The organism is Mycobacterium sp. IDUB_3 (genome assembly GCF_055419585.1).
Window position 1 is genome coordinate 2,485,202 of sequence record NZ_JBVAXZ010000001.1, and the last position, 17,204, is coordinate 2,502,405.

Genomic DNA, 17,204 nt, shown 5'->3' on the forward strand with positions numbered 1-17,204 from the left:
GAGCCGGGTGTGAGCCCCACCACGGCCGATCCTGCGGCGACCGGCTCTTGGGCGTTACGCCACAATATGCGGGTGCGCAAGGTGCTGATAGCTGTGACCGCGACGGCGATCCTGGTTGCGGTGGTCGCCCTCGGCGCGATCGGTTTTGACTACGGGACCAGCATCTATGCCGAATACCGGCTGTCGGCCAGCGTCCGCAAAGCGGCCAGGCTGGGCACCGACCCGTTCGTGGCCATTGTCGCGTTTCCCTTCATTCCGCAGGCGGTGCGCGGCAACTACAGCCAGGTGGAGATCAAGGCCAACGCCGTCGACCACGCGATGACCGGCAGGGCCACCCTGGAAGCCACGATGTACTCGGTGGACCTCGCCCGGGCGTCGTGGCTGATCAGCCCGGACGCGAAGCTCCCAGTGGGCAAGCTGGAGAGCCGCATCATCGTCGACTCGACGCACCTGGGCCGGTTCATGGGCATCAGCGACCTGATGGTCGAGGCTCCGCCCAAGGAAACCAATACCTCGACCGGGGGCGTGACCGCATCGGGCATCTCGGACAGCCACGGGCTGGTGTTCACCGGCACACCCAAATCGGCGGGCTTCGATCGCCGAGTCAGCGTCTCGGTCGACCTGTCCATCGCCCCCGATGACCCGGCGACGCTGGTGTTCACCCCGACCGCCGTGCTCACCGGATCGGACACCGCCAACCAGACCGTGCCGGCGGACAAGCAGGACGCGGTGCTGCACGCCTTCAGCGGCCGGCTGCCCAATCAGCGTCTGCCCTTCGGTGTCGCGCCGACCACCGAGGGCGCGCGGGGATCCGACGTCATCATCGAGGGCATCACCCATGGAGTAACCGTGACCCTCGACGGGTTTAAGCAGTCATGACCGTCATCGTCGTGACCGTCGCGGTGCTGGCCGCGGCAACACTGGCCGGGTGGTTGCTGACCCGGCGCTCCGGACGCATCCGCGAAATCGACACCACGCCGGATCGGGACACCGACGCCGACATCGCGGCGCTGGGACTGTCCCGCAGCGGGCCGACCGTGGTGCATTTCAGTGCCCCGTGGTGCGGCCCGTGCGATCGGGTCCGCCGGGTGGTCGAGCAGGTCTGCGACGACCTGGGCGACGTGGCTCACGTCGAGGTCGACCTGGACGCCAAACCGGAGACCGCGCGCCGCTATTCGGTCCTGTCCCTGCCCACCACGTTGATCTTCGACGTCGACGGGCGGCAGCGATACCGCACGTCCGGGGTGCCCAGCGGCGCCGACCTGCGGTCCGCCCTGAAACCGCTGTTGGCTTGACCACCGTGTCATTGGGTAAGCTGACCGACGTGTTAGCCCGCCTCGAGCCCATGCTCACCCAGCGTCGCGCAGTTGAACTGTGCCGCACCGCGGGCTGTTGTTGTTGCTGTTGCTGCTGAGTAGCCGCGCTTCCGCGTAGCACTCGGAGCGGCCCGGGTTCCAGACCGTGGCACGTCTCCATTCGTCGTTTCCGTCAGCAACAGAGGTATCGAGGAGTAGTACCTTGCCAAGCAGCAACACCACCACGCAGCCCGACCTGGTCGACGTGCGTGGACCACGATTCGCAGCTTGGGTCACCACCGCAGTCCTGGTGCTCGCGCTCGTCGTGTCCGCGGCAAGTCCGCCGGCCGCGGCGGTGATCCTGGCCGTCCAGGCCGCCGTCTTCGCCATCGGCGCGGCCGGTGGGCCGCGCAAGCACCCGTACGGCCGGATATTCGCCACCGCCGTCGCGCCGCGGTTGGGCCCGGTGCAGGACCGCGAACCGACCGCACCGTTGAAGTTCGCCCAACTCGTCGGCTTGATCTTCGCCGTGCTGGGGGTTGCCGGCTTCGCCGCCGGCGCCGTCCTGTTCGGCGTCATCGCCACCGCGGCCGCCCTGGCGGCCGCGTTTCTCAACGCGGCCTTCGGCATCTGCCTGGGGTGCCAGCTCTACCCGCTGGTGGCCCGCTTCCGACGCCCTGTGCGTCCCACCCGACCTGCTGTAAACAAAAGCGATTGAAAGGATCCACTCCATGGCACGCTCCGACGTCCTGGTCTCCACCGACTGGGCTGAGAGCAATCTCGGCGCCTCAGGCGTCGTCTTCGTCGAAGTCGACGAAGACACCAGCGCTTACGACGCCGGCCACATCCCCGGCGCGATCAAGCTGGACTGGCGCTCCGACTTGCAGGACCCGGTCAAGCGCGACTTCGTCGACGCCCAGCAGTTCTCGAAACTGCTCAGCGAGCGGGGCATCTCCAATGACGACACCGTGATCCTCTACGGCGGCAACAACAACTGGTTCGCCGCCTACGCCTACTGGTATTTCAAGCTGTACGGCCACGTCGACGTCAAGCTGCTCGACGGCGGCCGCAAGAAATGGGAGCTCGACGGCCGCGCGCTGTCCAGCGAGCCGGTCAGCCGGCCGGCGACGTCATACATCGCCGCCGCGCCGGACAACAGCATCCGGGCGTTCCGCGACGACGTCATCGCCGCCATCAACGTCAAGAACCTGGTCGACGTGCGCTCCCCCGACGAGTTCTCCGGCAAGATCCTGGCGCCCGCGCACCTGCCGCAGGAGCAAAGCCAGCGGCCCGGCCACATCCCCGGCGCCATCAACGTGCCGTGGAGCAAGGCCGCGAACGAGGACGGCACCTTCAAGTCCGACGAGGAGCTGGCCAAGCTCTACGCCGGCGCCGGCCTGGACGGCGACAAGGAAACGATCGCCTATTGCCGGATCGGCGAGCGGTCGTCGCACACCTGGTTTGTTCTCTATGAATTGCTCGGGCATCGGAATGTGAAGAACTACGACGGCAGTTGGACGGAATACGGCTCCCTGGTGGGTGCCCCGATCGAGTTGGGAAGCTGATATGTGCTCTGCACCGAAACAAGGACTGACGTTGCCCGCCAGCGTCGACCTGGAGAAGGAAACGGTGATCACCGGTCGCGTCGTGGACGGCGAGGGCCAGGCAGTGGGGGGCGCGTTCGTCCGCTTGCTGGACTCCTCGGACGAGTTCACCGCCGAGGTGGTGGCGTCGGCCACCGGTGACTTCCGGTTCTTCGCCGCACCGGGATCCTGGACCCTGCGTGCCCTGTCGAAGGCCGGCAACGGCGACGCCGTGGTGGCGCCGTCCGGTGCCGGCATCCACGAGGTCGACGTCAAGATCGCCTGACCCGGCCGCCCCCGACGGGGGCGCCGCGGGACGAATACACTTGTCCCCGTGGTGCTGTTCTTCGAGATCATGCTGGTCGCGGCGGTCGTGGTGATTTCATGGTTCGCCCTGTACACCCTCTATCGGCTCATCACTGACGAGTCGTGAGTTCCGACGAACCGTTGAGTCCCACCAGTTCCGGCGACCGGGCGGTGGCCGCCGCCGCTGAGCGCGCCAGGCTGACCGCCGGCCGCAACATCCCGTCCTACGATGACCTGCCCCTGCCCGCCGACACCGCGAACCTGCGCGAAGGCGCCAACCTGAGCGACGACCTGCTGGCGCTGCTGCCGCTGGTCGGTGTCTGGCGCGGCGAAGGCGAAGGCCGTGGGCACGACGGCGACTACCGGTTCGGCCAGCAGATCGTGGTCTCGCACGACGGCGGCGACTACCTCAACTGGGAAGCTCGCTCCTGGCGGCTCAGCGAAACGGGCGACTACCAAGAACGCGGTTTACGCGAGACCGGTTTCTGGCGCTTTGTCACCGATCCCGACGACCCCGGCGAATCCCACGCGATCGAACTGCTACTGGCCCATTCGGCGGGCTACGTCGAACTGTTCTATGGCCGCCCGCTGACCCAGTCGTCGTGGGAGCTGGTCACCGACGCGTTGGCCCGCAGCAGATCGGGTGTGCTGGTCGGCGGCGCCAAACGGCTCTACGGCATCGTCGAAGGCGGCGACCTCGCCTACGTCGAAGAGCGGGTGGACGCCGACGGCGGTCTGGTGCCGCATCTTTCGGCGCGGCTGTCCCGTTTCGCCGGCTAAGACGTGTCCCTGCGCCGTGTTGTCACCACCTCCAGACATGGAGCGGCCCCCGAGCCGTGTTCCTGGTTGGACAAAAACCGGAAGCTCGGGGGCCGGGTGACTGCGGGGAATTCGCTAGCGCACTTGGGACGCCAGGTCTTCCGAGCAGGTGCTGCTAGCGCGCAGCCACCTCACATGTCCATGAAGCTATCAATTTCGCGGACCACCTCCCTTCTTGTGTACGACCGACCGTACCGGCGAATCAGCCAGCCGACAACAGAATTCAGCGCTCAGCGATCGCTGACGATGGCGGCGTCGATCAGTTCGGCGAAGTCCGCCGCCATCGGGGACGACTGCAGTGGGCGGCCATCGAGGGTGTGCACCCGGGCAGCCAAGGTCATGCTGGAGATCAGCCAAACGCCTTGTGCGGCATCTAGATCCGCGACGCGCAGCGCCCGGTAGTCGCAGTCATAGCCCTTGTCCCTGGCCACCTGGAACAGGGCCTGCTGGGTGGTGCCGCGCAGGATCGGATACCACGGCGGCGGTGTCAGCAGGCACGGAGTCTCGGAGGCGGTGGCGATCACCACCGTCGAGCGTGGGCCTTCCAGGATGTAGCCGTCGGTGCTGACGAAGATCACGTCACCGGCATCCTGACGGGCGGCATGGCGCAGGGCGGCCATATTGACCGCGTAGGACAGGGTCTTGGCGCCGGCCAGCAGCCATGGCATCGCATCGACACCGGTGGCGGGCAGCCCGCGGTCGAGCGTGATGGCCGCCAGCCCGCCGCGCCGGACCGCCGTCACGCGTTCGGGAACGGCGTTGACCATGACGAATGCCGTCGGCACCGAACCGCCCTCACGCCCGCGGCTGTAGATCAACCGCATCGCGCCCTCGTCGGCGCTGCCCGCGCACCACTGCCGGGTGGCCACCTCGATCGCGCCTCGCCACCGCGGCAGATCCGGCTCGGGCAGATCGGTCAACGCGGCCGATTGGGTCAGCCGCTGCAGATGCGACTCGATCAGACAGGCCCTGCCGTCGCGGACCAACAGCGTCTCGAAGACACCGTCGCCGCGGACCGCTGCCAGGTCGTCGGCGTGCAGCAGGGGCGCGTCGGGCGAATGCATTTCGCCGTCCAGCGTGACGATCACACCCGTCTGGCCAGCCATGGTGCAGAAGCCTATCCAATGACCCCAATCCCGTGACCGCGAGCGCGGCGACGCCGGGCCGCACGCGTGCGCGGGTCCGTAGAGTTGACTCGTGACCCGCCCTGTCCCCGCACCCGACACCGGACCCGACGCCGGTGCCATCTGGCATTACGGCGACCCGCTGGGCGAGCAGCGCGCGGCCGACACCGAGGCGATACTGGTCGACCGCTCGCACCGCGGCGTGCTCACCCTGACCGGAAACGACCGGCAGACCTGGTTGCACAGCATTTCGACACAGTTCGTCAGCGACCTGCCCGACGGCGCCACCACGCAGAACCTGAGCCTCGACGGCCAGGGCCGCGTCGAGGATCACTGGATCCAGACCGAGCTGGCCGGCACCACCTACCTCGACACCGAGCCGTGGCGGGCGGAGCCGCTGCTGCAATACCTGCGCAAGATGGTGTTCTGGTCGGAGGTCACCCCGGCCGGTGCAGATCTGGCCGTGCTGTCCTTGCTCGGCCCGAAGCTGGCTGACCAGGCGGTTCTCCACGCGCTCGGAGTGGAGGCGCTGCCCGCCGAGCTGACCGCGGTTCCTGTCGGTGACGGCTTCGTGCGGCGGATGCCGGGCAACGCGCGCGGCCAGAACGAGCTCGACCTGCTGGTTCCGCGCACCGCGGTCGACGACTGGCGCAATCGCCTGGCGCAGGCCGGGGTGCGGCCCAGCGGGACATGGGCCTACGAAGCCCACCGCGTCGCGGCGGTGCGGCCCCGCCTCGGCGTCGACACCGATGAGCGCACGATTCCGCACGAGGTGGGATGGATCGGTGGACCCGGTACCGGAGCCGTCCATCTGGACAAGGGCTGTTACCGCGGGCAGGAGACCGTCGCGCGGGTGCACAACCTGGGCCGGCCGCCCCGGATGCTGGTGCTGCTGCACCTCGACGGGTCGGTGGACCGGCCCTCGACCGGTGATCCGGTGCTGGCCGGCGGCCGTACGGTCGGCCGCCTCGGCACCGTCGTCGACCACGTGGATCTCGGGCCCATAGCGCTGGCCCTGCTGAAGCGCGGGCTGCCCGCCGACACGGAATTGTTGACCGGAGCGGAGGCCTCGGTGGCTGCGGTGATCGATGTCGATTCCCTGCCTGAAACCGCACAGATCGGCGCCGGGCGGTTAGCTGTTGAACGGTTGCGGGGCGGTGCGGGATAATGAACGGTAACGTCCGCCACAGCAAGCAGGGGGCGCCAACGCCCGGTGGCGGGGCACGGTAAACTGTCGGCAGGACAATACGACACCAGGAGATCGGAGCCGCCTACTCGTTAGGCCGCTCCGTTATTGCGCGAGGGGGTTCCCCCATGGGCCGCGGCCGGGCTAAGGCAAAGCAGACCAAGGTTGCTCGAGAACTCAAATACAGTTCTCCGCAGACCGACTTAAAGCGGCTTCAGCAAGAGCTGTCCGGGACGGGTTCGGACGAGTCCGACGAACTGGACGGCGACGGGTCCGACGAATCCTGGGACGACCAGGACAGCTGGCGGCGGTAGAGCCAACGATTCGGCGCCGATGCGTAGTGCACCGGCGCCGCGTTAGTTGTACCGAAGTCCGAGTTTCCTAGAATCTCGGGTGCTGACCCACCATCTTGGCCCGCGGTCCCTCTTTCCCGCCTTTGCCGACGGTGCCAAGCACCCAGCAATCCAAGTGTCGGGCGGTCAGGATGGCCAGAGCGCGGTCGGTGTCTTCGGGAGCCACCATGGCGATCATGCCGACGCCCATGTTGAACGTCTTCTCCATCTCCTCGCGCGTCACCCGGCCGCGCTGGGCGATCATCGCGAACACCGGCGCGGGCGTCCAGGTGCCACGGTCCATCTCGGCGACCAGCCCGTGCGGGATGACGCGTTGCAAGTTGCCGGCCAGGCCGCCGCCGGTGACGTGGCAGAAGGTGCGGACGTGGGTTTCGGCCGCGAGCGCCAGGCAGTCCTTGGCGTAGATGCGGGTGGGTTCGAGCAGCTCTTCACCCAGGGTGCGGCCGAACTCCTCCACATAGCCCTCGAGGTTCATCCGGTCGATCTCGAGCAGCACGGTGCGCGCCAGCGAATACCCGTTGGAATGCAGGCCGGACGAGCCCATGGCGATGATGACGTCACCGGGTTTGACCCGGTCGGGCCCCAGCACGTCGTCGGCCTCGACGACGCCGATGCCGGTGGCCGAGATGTCGTAGTGGTCCGGTTCCATCAGGCCGGGGTGTTCGGCCGTCTCGCCGCCCAGCAGCGCGCAGCCGGCCCGCACGCATCCCTCGGCGATGCCACTGACGATGGCGCTCAACCGTTCCGGCACCGTGCGGCCCACCGCGATGTAGTCCTGCAGGAACAGCGGTTCGGCGCCGCACACCACCAGGTCGTCGACCACCATCGCGACCAGGTCCAGCCCGACGGTGTCGTGCTTGTCCATCGCCTGGGCGACCGCCAGCTTGGTGCCGACGCCATCGGTGGACGCCGCGAGCAGCGGCTCGCGGTAGTCGCCGCGTAGCGCGAACAGGCCGGCGAATCCGCCCAGGCCGCCCCGCACCTCGGGTCGTGTGGCTTTTGTGGCCAGCGGCTTGAACAATTCGACGGCGCGATCGCCGGCTTCAATGTCCACCCCGGCCGACGCGTAGGTGATGCCCTGACTGCCGTGGTGGCGTCCGGGGCTCTTTCCGGGATCCGTCATCGCGATAAAGGCTACTAGGCGGCGCTGACGGCCGGTATCAAACGTCGGTGTAGGTGTGCAACCGAGTTCCCTCAGTGCACGACGGGCACTTCGTCGGCCGCGAGATCGTCGAGGCCGGCGCCGCGCGCGGCATTGGCGAGCATGTGCTCGATGACGTTCTTGCCCAACGCGGTTTCACCGGGCAGTTCGATCGGATACTGGCCGTCGAAACACGCGGTGCACAGCCGGGAGGCGGGCTGCTCGGAGGCCGCGACCAGGCCGCGCAGCGAGATGTAGCCCAGCGAGTCGGCGCCGATGGCGTGCCGCACCGCCTCGAGCATCTCCTTCTTGTCTTCGACCGCGTTGGCGATCAGTTCCGCCGGCGACGGGAAGTCGATGCCGTAGAAGCAGGGCCATTTGACCGGGGGTGAGGCGATCCGGACGTGCACTTCGACTGCACCGGCCTCGCGCAGCATCCGCAGCAGGGCACGCTGGGTGTTGCCGCGCACGATCGAGTCGTCGACGACGATGAGTCGCTTACCGCGGATCACCTCTTTGAGCGGGTTGAGCTTCAGCCGGATGCCGAGTTGGCGGATGGTCTGCGAAGGCTGGATGAAGGTGCGGCCGACGTAGGCGTTCTTCATCAGACCCTGGCCGTAGGGAATGCCGGACTCCTGCGCGTATCCGACCGCGGCGGGCGTGCCGGACTCGGGCACGCCGATCACCAGGTCGGCGTCGACGGGACGCTCCCGGGCCAGCCGGCGACCGATCTCCACCCGGGTCGCGTGGACGGACCGGCCGGCGATCGTGCTGTCCGGTCGCGCCAGGTAGACGTACTCGAAGATGCAGCCCTTGGGGGTGGGGTTGGCGAAGCGCGTGGAGCGGACGCCGTCGGCGTCGATCGCCAGTAGTTCACCAGGTTCGATGTCACGCACGAACGACGCGCCGACGATGTCGAGCGCCGCCGTTTCGGAGGCCACCACCCAGCCGCGATCCAGCCGTCCGAGCGAAAGTGGCCGCACCCCATGCGGATCGCGGCACGCGTACAGGGTGTTCTCGTCCATGAAGGTGAGGCAGAACGCGCCGCGCACGGTCGGCAGCAGGTCCAGCGCCGCCTGCTCCAGGGTGGCGTCCGCCGCGCCGTGGGCCAGCAGCGCGCCCAGGATGTCCGAGTCCGTGGTCGCCGGAGCCGGGGCGCGCTTGGCGATCAGGCCCTCGTCGCGCGCGCGGGCGGCGAGCTCGGCGGTGTTGACCAGGTTCCCGTTGTGTCCCAACGCAACCCCGGTGCCGGCCGCGGTGTTGCGGAAGACCGGCTGCGCGTTCTCCCACGTCGTGTCGCCGGTGGTCGAGTAGCGGCAGTGGCCGATGGCGACGTGGCCCGGCATGGCGCCCAGCGTCTGCTCGTCGAACACCTGGCTGACCAGGCCGAGGTCTTTGAAGACCAGCACCTGGGATCCATCGGCCACGGCGATGCCGGCGGCTTCCTGGCCGCGATGCTGCAGTGCGTACAAGCCGTAATAAGTGAGTTTGGCGACGTCCTCGCCCGGGGCCCAGACCCCGAATACACCGCATTCTTCACGGGGTGCGCTGAAATCCTCTTCGGGCTCTTGGACGGTCACGATTAGGCAGCTCCCCGGGGAACGGTTGGTGACGTAACGGAGTCTACGGGCACCGTAGCCGCGCCGACGAATCCGCCGGGCGTGTTGAGCGACGAATTACCGGGCAAATTCCCTAAACCTGCAGTTCAGGGTTATGTTCAGCCCACATCGAACAGGGGCAGACAGTGTCCAATCTCACCGGCTCGCGAGCCGGAAAGCCGCAGCGCACCGGTGCTCTGCGCCTCGGCGAACGACGACTTTCCGGTGGCCAGCAGCAGCCAGGTCCGCGGGTCGGTTTCCACCACGTTTGGCGGCGTGCCCCGGGTGTGTGTGGGCCCGGCGATGCACTGCACGGCGACGAACGGCGGGATGCGCAGCTCCACGCTCCGCCCGGGCGCCACGGCGGCCAGGGTGCGGGCAGTCAGGCGCACGGCCGCCGCCAAATCCTGCCGGTCGGGCGCCGGACGGGATTCATCGCGGAGCCAGTCCGCGACGGCCAGCACGGCCTGCCGAGTCTTGGCCGGATCGGCTTTCTCGCGGGGGCCCATACCCTAGGGTCTCAAAATCATGAAGCCCCGTCGCTCAAGGGCGCGGCCGCCGTACAAGACCGCCGGCCTGGTGACGATCGTGATCACGGGGTTGCTCGGGTCGCTTCTCTATCTGCAGTTTCGGGGCGACCTCGCGCCGAGCACCAAGTTGACCGTAATTGCGGTCCGGGCGGGCCTGGTGATGGACTCCGGCTCCAAGGTCACCTACAACGGGGTGCAGATCGGCCGGGTGTCAAGCATTTCGGAGACCACGCATGACGGCAAACCGGCCGCCAAGCTAGTCCTGGACATCACCCCGAAATACGTCGAACGGATCCCGGCCAATGTGGCGGCCGCCGTCAAGGCGACCACGGTGTTCGGCAACAAATATGTGGCGTTGAGCGCGCCGAAACACCCTGCGGTGCAGTCGATCACACCGTCGATGGTAATCGATGCGACGTCGGTGACCACCGAATTCAATACTCTTTTCGAGACACTCACCTCGATCGCGGAGAAGATCGATCCGGTCAAGGTGAACCTCACGCTCAGCGCGGTCGCTCAGGCGCTGACCGGAATGGGCGCGAAGTTCGGCGCCTCGCTGGTCAACGGCAACGCCGTCCTCGACGATCTGAACCCCCGGATACCAGCCCTGCGCAACGACATTCAGCGGTTGACGGCGCTGGGCGATACCTACGCGCACGCCTCACCCGACCTGTGGGACGCGCTCGATCACGCGGTCACCACCGCACGCACACTCGGCTCTCAGCAGCGCGACCTCGACGCCGCGCTGCTGGCGGCCGCCGGGTTGGGCAACGCCGGCGCCGACGTCTTGGGCCGCAGCGGTCCGTTCTTCGTACGCGGCGCCGACGACCTGGTTCCCAGCAGCCAGCTGCTCGACGAGTACAGCCCCGAAATCTATTGCACCATTCACAATTTCGATGAAGTCGCGCCGAGAATCCACAACGCGCTGGGCGACAACGGCTACTCGCTGGGCGCCCACGCCTCGGGCGCCATCGCGGGCGCGCCCAACCCGTACATCTGGCCGGAGAACCTCCCACGCACCAACGCCAGGGGCGGCCCCGGTAGGCGAGCGGGCTGTTGGCAGAAGATCACCCGAGAACTGTGGCCCGCCCCCTTCCTGGTGATGGACACCGGCGCCAGCATGGCTCCCTACAACCACTTCGAAGTCGGCTCGCCCCTCGCGGTCGATTTCGTGTGGGGCCGCCAACTCGGTGACTACACCATCAATCCCTGACGACTGTCAGCGGTTCGACGCCTGCACGGCCAGCACGGCGATCGCCCCGGCTTCGTTGATGGCCAGGTGCGCGAGCATGGGTGCGGCCAGGCTGCCCGACCGGTCGGCCAGCCAACCGAAGAGCCAGCCCGCGATCCCGGTGACCAGCACGGTGGCGGCCACCGGCTCACCCGTCGCGCGCGCATCGGCGATGTGCGACAGGCCAAAAGCGCCGGCCTGCAACAACCGTCCGCCGCGTTGCCCGAAAGCGGCGGCGCCGGCGGCGGCCAGCGCCCCGCGAAAGGCGGACTCCTCCGACCACACGGTGGCCACCGGTATCCGCAGCAGTAGCCAGTCCGGCGCCGTCGCCGGTGCCTCGCGGCCGGCCATCGATCGGCGCACCGGCGGCAGCAGGGTTGTCGCCGCGACCGCGCAAGCAGTCGGAAACGCGGCCAGTGACCCCAGCCGCAGGCCGGCCCGTAGCCGGGGCGGATCCAGGCCCAAGGGTGCACGCGTCATCGCCACCAGCAGGCCACCCGCGCCCGCCTGTAGCAGCGCTCGCCACGAGGCCGGCAATCGGGGACTGACGAAGCTCCAGCCGACCAGCGCGGCGGCCAGGGACAACGCGCCAGTCCGACGAAAACTCCTGTCAGACATCAGGTTTCGCTGCGGGCACTCATCCGAAGAGCCGCGGCAGCACCGCCTCGGAGGTCTCGCGCAGTTCGGCCAGGGTAACCGTGAACAGTCCCTGGACCTCCAGCGCGTCGGAGGCCTGGTCGACCACGCCGATGCGCACCGCCGGCAGCCCGCGCGCCTCGCACATCGACCGGAACCGGCTCTCCTCGGTGCGCGGGACGGCCACCAGCACGCGGCCCGCCGACTCGGAGAACAACGTCACGAACGGATCGGCGTCCTCGGGAAGCACGATGCGACAACCGGTTTCGCCAGCCAGGGCAGCTTCGACGATGGCCTGTGCGAGGCCGCCTTCGGACAGGTCGTGCGCCGCGGACACCAGCCCGTCGCGCGATGCCGAACGCAGCACCTCGCCCAGCAGCTTCTCGCGGGCCAGGTCGACCTTGGGCGGCAGGCCACCGAGATGGTCGGCGGTCACCTGCGCCCAGATCGAGCCGTCGAACTCGTCGCGCGTATCGCCCAGCAGCATCAGGGTTTCGCCGGGCTCGGTGCCCAGACCGGTGGGGATGCGCCGGCCGACGTCATCGATGACGCCGAGTACCCCGACCACCGGGGTGGGCAGGATCGCCGTCGACCCCGTCTGGTTGTAGAAGCTGACGTTGCCGCCCGTGACCGGAATCCCCAGGGCCACACAGCCGTCGGCCAGGCCGCGTACCGCCTGCGAGAACTGCCACATCACGCCGGGGTCTTCGGGCGAGCCGAAATTCAGGCAGTTGGTCACCGCGACCGGGGCCGCCCCGGTGACGGCGACGTTGCGGTAGGCCTCGGCGAGGGCGAGCTGGGCGCCGGCGTAGGGATCGAGCTTCGTGTAGCGGCCGGACGCGTCGGTCGACAAGGCGATGCCGCGGCCGGTGGATTCGTCGACGCGCAGCACGCCTCCGTCGGCGTGCTCGGCCAGCACGGTGTTGCCGCGCACGTACCGGTCGTACTGCTCGGTGATGAACGCGCGGCTGCACAGGTGCGGACTGCCCAGCAGCGCAAGCAAAGTGGCGCGCAGTTCCTCACCGGTGGCCGGCCGTGGCAGCCGCGTCGAGCTGTCGGCGTTCAGGGCGTCCTGGGTGTCGGGGCGGGCGACCGGGCGCTGGTAGACCGGGCCTTCGTGGGCGACGGTGCGCGGCGGCACGTCGACGACCGTCTCGCCCTGCCAGGTGATCCGCAACCGGTCCCCGTCGGTGACCTCGCCGATCACGGTGGCCAGCACGTCCCACTTGCGGCACACCGCCATGAAGGCGTCGACGTTTTCCGGGGTGACGACGGCGCACATCCGTTCCTGGGACTCGCTGCACAGGATCTCCGCGGGCGTCATCTGGTTGGTGCGCAGCGGCACGGTCTCGAGCTGGATCGCCATGCCGCCGTCGCCTGCCGACGCCAATTCCGAAGTGGCGCATGATAATCCGGCGCCGCCCAGGTCCTGGATGCCGACCACCAGGTGACCGGCGTACAGCTCGAGGCAGCACTCGATGAGCACTTTCTCCATGAACGGGTCGCCGACCTGAACCGAGGGCAGTTTCTTGCGCGAGTTCTCGGCGTCGAAGGTGTCCGACGCCAGCACCGAAACCCCGCCGATGCCGTCCAGCCCGGTGCGGGCACCGAACAGGATGATCTTGTTGCCGGTGCCGGAGGCGAAGGCCAGGTGCAGGTCCTCCTGCCGCAGCACGCCGACGCACATGGCGTTCACCAGCGGGTTGCCGGCGTAGCACGCATCAAAGACGGTCTCGCCGCCGATGTTGGGCAGGCCCAACGAGTTGCCGTAGCCGCCGATGCCGCGCACCACGCCGTCGACCACGCGACGGGTATCCGGCGCATCCGCGGCGCCGAAGCGAAGCTGGTCCATCACCGCGACAGGTCGCGCGCCCATCGCCATGATGTCGCGGACGATCCCGCCGACTCCGGTGGCCGCGCCCTGATAGGGCTCGACGTAGGACGGGTGGTTGTGCGACTCGACCTTGAAGGTGACCGCCCAGCCGTCGCCGATGTCGACGACGCCGGCGTTCTCGCCGATGCCGGCCAGCATGCCGGCGCGCATTTCGTCGGTGGTGGTCTCGCCGAAGTAGCGCAGGTGCACCTTGGACGACTTGTAGGAGCAGTGCTCGCTCCACATCACCGAGTACATCGCCAGCTCGGTGTCGGTGGGGCGGCGGCCGAGGATCTCGCGGATGCGCTGGTATTCGTCGTCTTTGAGGCCCAGCTCGGCGAAGGGCTGCGGTTCGTCGGGAGTGGTGGCGGCGTGCTCGACGGTGTCGATGGCCTGGGTGCGCGCACTCGTCCCGGAGACAGTCACGCCAGACAGTCTAGGGCTGGGCGGCGTGCAGGCGCTTTTCGCCGCCCCTTCGGTCAGGCGGTACCTATCCGGCGCGGAGCAGGTCTGCGCTTGCGGTGTCGGCGGGGTAGAACAATTCGACGGCCAGTTCGGCGAGGGTGACGTCGAGCGGCGTCCCGAACGTCGTCAGCGTCGTGAACATCGACAACCGTCGGCCCCCGCCGGCGTCAAGGACGAACGGAATCAGCAGCGACTCGCTATCCGGGGGCGCGCGCCGGGCTTCGGCCGCGGCCGCGACCCCGGGGTAGTCGCGTACCTCCTCGTCGAGTGCCGCCAATCCCGGGTCGCCGGTGAGAGCGATGGTGCGTCGCAGCTGGTGCAGTAGGTAGCCGGCCCAGTCCGGGAAATTCAGGGTTCGCGCCGCCAGACCGTCGGGGTGCAAGCACAACCGGTAGACGTTCGCCGGCGGACCCAGCAGCTCCTCGGGTAGGCCGGCGGTCAGCGCGGAGGCTGCCGCGTTGGTCCCCACGATGTTCCAGCACCGGTCGATGACGATGCCCGGGTAGGGATGGTGCGCATCGAGCAGGCGCTGCACCGCGTCCCGAGCCGGGGAGAGTGCGGCATCCTCGAACGGACGCGATCGATAGCGCGGCGCGAAACCGGCGGCGAGCAGCAGCGTGTTACGTTCCCGCAGCGGTATATCGAGGCCGTCGGCCAGGGTGAGCACCATTTCCGGACTGGGGCGCGAGCGTCCCGTCTCGATGAAGCTCAGATGCCGCGCCGACACACCGACACTCAGCGACAGATCGAGCTGACTCACCCGTCGGCGCGTCCGCCATTCGCGCAACAACTCACCAACCGCCGCCTGGCTCACCAGGCAACGGTAACCACGTCTGGGCACTCACGGCGATGACCTCGGAGGTAATTGCGGGGGCGCGCAGCGCGGCGACACGCTTGCTGTACGCGCTCGATCGGAGCGCCCGATCCAAGGAGGAACCATGACGGACGTCCAATCCGCGCCGAAGTTCAGCGCCGAGGTTTTCGCGGCATACTGGGCCGCCCCCACCATGTCGCGCGGCTTCGACATCCTCGCCGAGGACATCGTCGGCTACTGGCCGGGCGATCCGGAGCCGGTCCGGGGGATCACGGCGTACACGGCGAAAATCGCCGAATTGCTCGAGGCCGCACCGGATTTGCGGCTCGAGGTGATCGACAGCGCTACCGTCCCCGCCGCCGCCGAAGGCGAGGAACTCGTGTTCTTGCACTACGTCGGTCACGGCACCGGCCCGGACGGACCGTTCCACATCCGCGGCATCGACCGGGTCCGTACCCGCAACGGGATCGTGGTGGAGAACGTCATCCGCTACGACCCCGTTTTCGTGGGTCAGCGCTGAGTTACGGCTACTGACGCACGACGCAGAAGACGTTGCCCTCGGGGTCGGCCAGCACCACCCAGCGAAAGGTGTCGCCGAACTGGTGCCGGCCGACCTCGGTCGCTCCGGCCGCCGTCAGCCGTGACGCCTCGGCGTCGATGTCGGATGCACCCAGATCGAGGTGCACTCGGTTCTTTCCGGGTGTGGGATCGGGCACCTTCTGGAATCCGAGCCGCAGCCCGTCGCCGAAGGTCACCGCGGTGAACTCGTCGGCGAGCACCTCGTGCGTCGTCCCGCCGAACTGTTCGGCCCACCACGCGCCCAGCTTCGCGGGGTTGTCGCAGTCGAAGGTCAGCATCTCCACGTTGAGCGCCATACCGGCAGACCTTATGCCGCTAGTCGGCGGAAAGGAACGCCTGCATGGCGGCCGAGTAGGCGGCCACGTCGTGAACGCCCATCAACTCGCGCGCGGAATGCATCGCCAGTTGAGCGGCGCCGACGTCGACGGTCGGGATGCCGGTCCGCGCGGAGGTCAACGGTCCGATCGTCGATCCGCACGGCAGGTCGGCCCGGTGTTCGTAGCGCTGCAGGTCCACTCCGGCCTGCCGGCAGGCCAGCGCGAACGCCGCGGCGGTGCGGCCGTCGGTGGCGTAGCGCAGATTCGGGTGCACCTTGAGCACCGGCCCGGCGTTGACCGCGATCGGGTGGCTGGGCTCGTGTCGCTCGGGGTAGTTGGGATGGGTGGCGTGCGCCATGTCCGCCGAGGCCAGCAGCGAGGCCGGCCGCCGGCGCAGGTAGTCCTCGCGGCTACCGCCGGCCGCCAGCACGATCCGCTCCAGCACGGTGCCCAGCAGGTCTGATTGCGCGCCGTGATCCGACGACGATCCGACCTCCTCGTGATCGAAGAGCACCAGCACCGGCAGATAGGCGCCGGCCCGCTCCACGGCCAGCAGCGCCTCCAGCCCCGCATAGCAACTGGCCTGGTTGTCCAGCCGGGGCGCGCTCAGTAGGTCCGCGTCGGCGCCGATCACCGTGGCGGGAGTCAGGTCGTGGGTCATCAGATCGGCGCCAAGCACGTCGGTCGCCGCCACGCCGGCGCGCTGGGCGACGTAATCGACGAATGATCGCGGCGCATCCCCGACGCCCCACACCGCGTTGACGTGTCGCTGCGGGTCCAGGGTCAGCGACTTGCGGTCCTCGGCCAGGTGGATCGCCAGCTGCGGCACCCGGAGGATGGGCTCGTCGATCCGCACCAGCCGGTGCGCGACCCCGCCGTCTTCGTCGTCCGCGCGCACCGAGAGGCGCCCGCTGATGCCCAGATCGCGGTCCAGCCACGAGTTGAGCCACGCGCCCCCATAGGGTTCCAGCGCCACTACCCGCCAGCCGGCGACCACCCGGTCGGGATGCTGCTTGACCCTGAGGTTGGGACTGTCGGTGTGCGCACCCACGATTCGGAACGGCCGGTCTGCGCCCTCCGAATTCCAAGCGACCAGCGAGGCCGCCCGCACAGTGAAGTAGCGCCCCGGCTCGGACGGCCAGTGGTTAGCTTCGCTCAGTTCGGTGTATCCGGCTGCGATCAGCCGGGCGGCCACCGTGGCGCACACGTGAAACGGCGACGGAGACGCGTCGATGAAATCGCAGAGTCCTTGCGCACTCGCTGAGGACTTCGCCTGGTTTCGAGGCCCGCCGGACATGTTGAACATCATGGCGCTCGGCCGTCATGCAGTTTTACGCTGGGTTCGATTGCGCAC

At 68.4% G+C, this 17,204-nt stretch carries 20 protein-coding genes; 11 read left to right on the forward strand and 9 right to left on the reverse strand.

Annotated elements, in window-relative coordinates; translation table 11 throughout:
- Positions 1–66: 66 nt before the first annotated feature.
- From lmeA to ACZYVJ_RS11180, 7 genes are all read left to right on the forward strand, one after another.
- Positions 67–879 carry a mannan chain length control protein LmeA gene (lmeA, locus tag ACZYVJ_RS11150; protein ID WP_463832953.1) on the forward strand — a complete coding sequence of 271 codons (813 nt, stop codon included), beginning with the start codon at positions 67–69 and terminating at the stop codon, positions 877–879.
- Positions 876–1,295: a thioredoxin family protein gene (locus ACZYVJ_RS11155; RefSeq protein ID WP_463831048.1), complete on the forward strand. Its 420-nt coding sequence runs from the start codon at positions 876–878 to the stop codon at positions 1,293–1,295. Before lmeA ends, ACZYVJ_RS11155 begins: the two co-directional genes overlap by 4 nt.
- Positions 1,296–1,324: 29 nt before the next feature.
- Positions 1,325–1,414 (forward strand): Ms5788A family Cys-rich leader peptide, encoded by a 90-nt coding sequence (locus ACZYVJ_RS11160; protein WP_367593360.1) that lies wholly within the window; start codon positions 1,325–1,327, stop codon positions 1,412–1,414.
- A gap of 104 nt (positions 1,415–1,518) precedes the next feature.
- Positions 1,519–2,013 carry a DUF4395 domain-containing protein gene (locus ACZYVJ_RS11165; RefSeq protein WP_463831049.1) on the forward strand — a complete coding sequence of 165 codons (495 nt, stop codon included), beginning with the start codon at positions 1,519–1,521 and terminating at the stop codon, positions 2,011–2,013.
- 13 nt (positions 2,014–2,026) lie between these two features.
- Positions 2,027–2,860, forward strand: a complete 834-nt coding sequence (locus ACZYVJ_RS11170) for a sulfurtransferase (protein WP_463831050.1) — start codon at positions 2,027–2,029, stop codon at positions 2,858–2,860.
- A 1-nt stretch (position 2,861) separates the two neighbouring features.
- Positions 2,862–3,164: a DUF1416 domain-containing protein gene (locus tag ACZYVJ_RS11175; RefSeq protein WP_007777644.1), complete on the forward strand. Its 303-nt coding sequence runs from the start codon at positions 2,862–2,864 to the stop codon at positions 3,162–3,164.
- Between the two features lie 143 nt (positions 3,165–3,307).
- Positions 3,308–3,964: a heme-binding beta-barrel domain-containing protein gene (locus ACZYVJ_RS11180; RefSeq protein WP_463831051.1), complete on the forward strand. Its 657-nt coding sequence runs from the start codon at positions 3,308–3,310 to the stop codon at positions 3,962–3,964.
- Between the two features lie 269 nt (positions 3,965–4,233).
- Here ACZYVJ_RS11180 and ACZYVJ_RS11185 read toward each other — a convergent pair whose 3' ends face one another.
- A complete protein-coding gene (locus ACZYVJ_RS11185; protein ID WP_463832954.1) occupies positions 4,234–5,091 on the reverse strand; it encodes an aminodeoxychorismate lyase in 858 nt (285 codons plus the stop codon).
- Between the two features lie 109 nt (positions 5,092–5,200).
- Here ACZYVJ_RS11185 and ygfZ point away from each other — a divergent pair, with 109 nt between their 5' ends.
- Both ygfZ and ACZYVJ_RS11195 read left to right on the forward strand, forming a co-directional pair.
- Positions 5,201–6,295 (forward strand): CAF17-like 4Fe-4S cluster assembly/insertion protein YgfZ, encoded by a 1,095-nt coding sequence (gene ygfZ / locus ACZYVJ_RS11190; RefSeq protein WP_463831052.1) that lies wholly within the window; start codon positions 5,201–5,203, stop codon positions 6,293–6,295.
- 146 nt (positions 6,296–6,441) lie between these two features.
- The gene (locus ACZYVJ_RS11195) at positions 6,442–6,627 is read left to right on the forward strand and encodes a DUF3073 domain-containing protein (protein ID WP_463831053.1); all 186 of its coding nucleotides are present in this window, start codon (positions 6,442–6,444) and stop codon (positions 6,625–6,627) included.
- A gap of 67 nt (positions 6,628–6,694) precedes the next feature.
- Here the strand turns inward: ACZYVJ_RS11195 and purM are convergent, their stop codons facing one another.
- The 3 genes from purM to ACZYVJ_RS11210 all read right to left on the reverse strand — a co-directional run bounded on the left by purM (position 6,695) and on the right by ACZYVJ_RS11210 (position 9,914).
- Positions 6,695–7,789: a phosphoribosylformylglycinamidine cyclo-ligase gene (gene purM / locus ACZYVJ_RS11200; RefSeq protein WP_221045980.1), complete on the reverse strand. Its 1,095-nt coding sequence runs from the start codon at positions 7,787–7,789 to the stop codon at positions 6,695–6,697.
- 71 nt (positions 7,790–7,860) lie between these two features.
- On the reverse strand, positions 7,861–9,387 hold the full coding sequence (gene purF, locus ACZYVJ_RS11205; protein WP_463831054.1) for an amidophosphoribosyltransferase: 1,527 nt from the start codon (positions 9,385–9,387) through the stop codon (positions 7,861–7,863).
- 137 nt (positions 9,388–9,524) lie between these two features.
- Positions 9,525–9,914 carry a sterol carrier family protein gene (locus ACZYVJ_RS11210; RefSeq protein ID WP_463831055.1) on the reverse strand — a complete coding sequence of 130 codons (390 nt, stop codon included), beginning with the start codon at positions 9,912–9,914 and terminating at the stop codon, positions 9,525–9,527.
- A 19-nt stretch (positions 9,915–9,933) separates the two neighbouring features.
- On the opposite strand from ACZYVJ_RS11210, the gene ACZYVJ_RS11215 reads away from it, so the two are divergent.
- On the forward strand, positions 9,934–11,148 hold the full coding sequence (locus ACZYVJ_RS11215; protein WP_463831056.1) for an MCE family protein: 1,215 nt from the start codon (positions 9,934–9,936) through the stop codon (positions 11,146–11,148).
- 6 nt (positions 11,149–11,154) lie between these two features.
- On the opposite strand, the gene ACZYVJ_RS11220 is transcribed toward ACZYVJ_RS11215, so the two are convergent.
- The 3 genes from ACZYVJ_RS11220 to ACZYVJ_RS11230 form a co-directional block, all read right to left on the reverse strand.
- The gene (locus ACZYVJ_RS11220) at positions 11,155–11,784 is read right to left on the reverse strand and encodes an Rv0804 family intramembrane glutamic endopeptidase (RefSeq protein ID WP_463831057.1); all 630 of its coding nucleotides are present in this window, start codon (positions 11,782–11,784) and stop codon (positions 11,155–11,157) included.
- A 19-nt stretch (positions 11,785–11,803) separates the two neighbouring features.
- A complete protein-coding gene (gene purL, locus ACZYVJ_RS11225) occupies positions 11,804–14,101 on the reverse strand; it encodes a phosphoribosylformylglycinamidine synthase subunit PurL (RefSeq protein ID WP_463831058.1) in 2,298 nt (765 codons plus the stop codon).
- Positions 14,102–14,165: 64 nt separating this feature from the next.
- Positions 14,166–14,954, reverse strand: coding sequence for a helix-turn-helix domain-containing protein (locus ACZYVJ_RS11230; RefSeq protein WP_463831059.1), 789 nt, complete (start codon positions 14,952–14,954; stop codon positions 14,166–14,168).
- A gap of 124 nt (positions 14,955–15,078) precedes the next feature.
- Between ACZYVJ_RS11230 and ACZYVJ_RS11235 the strand changes: the two genes are divergently transcribed.
- The gene (locus ACZYVJ_RS11235; RefSeq protein ID WP_463831060.1) at positions 15,079–15,474 is read left to right on the forward strand and encodes a nuclear transport factor 2 family protein; all 396 of its coding nucleotides are present in this window, start codon (positions 15,079–15,081) and stop codon (positions 15,472–15,474) included.
- 7 nt (positions 15,475–15,481) lie between these two features.
- Here ACZYVJ_RS11235 and ACZYVJ_RS11240 read toward each other — a convergent pair whose 3' ends face one another.
- Both ACZYVJ_RS11240 and ACZYVJ_RS11245 read right to left on the reverse strand, forming a co-directional pair.
- Positions 15,482–15,829 (reverse strand): VOC family protein, encoded by a 348-nt coding sequence (locus tag ACZYVJ_RS11240; RefSeq protein ID WP_463831061.1) that lies wholly within the window; start codon positions 15,827–15,829, stop codon positions 15,482–15,484.
- Between the two features lie 19 nt (positions 15,830–15,848).
- Positions 15,849–17,156, reverse strand: coding sequence for a M18 family aminopeptidase (locus ACZYVJ_RS11245; RefSeq protein WP_463832955.1), 1,308 nt, complete (start codon positions 17,154–17,156; stop codon positions 15,849–15,851).
- Positions 17,157–17,204 lie beyond the last annotated feature (48 nt).

Coding starts and splice junctions, on each gene's coding strand:
- ACZYVJ_RS11220 (WP_463831057.1), bottom strand. CDS start 11,784: ATGTCTGACAGGAGTTTTCGTCGGACTGGCGCGTTGTCCCTGGCCGCC.
- ACZYVJ_RS11215 (WP_463831056.1), top strand. CDS start 9,934: ATGAAGCCCCGTCGCTCAAGGGCGCGGCCGCCGTACAAGACCGCCGGC.
- ACZYVJ_RS11235 (WP_463831060.1), top strand. CDS start 15,079: ATGACGGACGTCCAATCCGCGCCGAAGTTCAGCGCCGAGGTTTTCGCG.
- ACZYVJ_RS11175 (WP_007777644.1), top strand. CDS start 2,862: ATGTGCTCTGCACCGAAACAAGGACTGACGTTGCCCGCCAGCGTCGAC.
- ACZYVJ_RS11245 (WP_463832955.1), bottom strand. CDS start 17,156: ATGTTCAACATGTCCGGCGGGCCTCGAAACCAGGCGAAGTCCTCAGCG.
- ACZYVJ_RS11170 (WP_463831050.1), top strand. CDS start 2,027: ATGGCACGCTCCGACGTCCTGGTCTCCACCGACTGGGCTGAGAGCAAT.
- ACZYVJ_RS11155 (WP_463831048.1), top strand. CDS start 876: ATGACCGTCATCGTCGTGACCGTCGCGGTGCTGGCCGCGGCAACACTG.
- ACZYVJ_RS11195 (WP_463831053.1), top strand. CDS start 6,442: ATGGGCCGCGGCCGGGCTAAGGCAAAGCAGACCAAGGTTGCTCGAGAA.
- ACZYVJ_RS11240 (WP_463831061.1), bottom strand. CDS start 15,829: ATGGCGCTCAACGTGGAGATGCTGACCTTCGACTGCGACAACCCCGCG.
- lmeA (WP_463832953.1), top strand. CDS start 67: ATGCGGGTGCGCAAGGTGCTGATAGCTGTGACCGCGACGGCGATCCTG.
- purM (WP_221045980.1), bottom strand. CDS start 7,789: ATGACGGATCCCGGAAAGAGCCCCGGACGCCACCACGGCAGTCAGGGC.
- ACZYVJ_RS11210 (WP_463831055.1), bottom strand. CDS start 9,914: ATGGGCCCCCGCGAGAAAGCCGATCCGGCCAAGACTCGGCAGGCCGTG.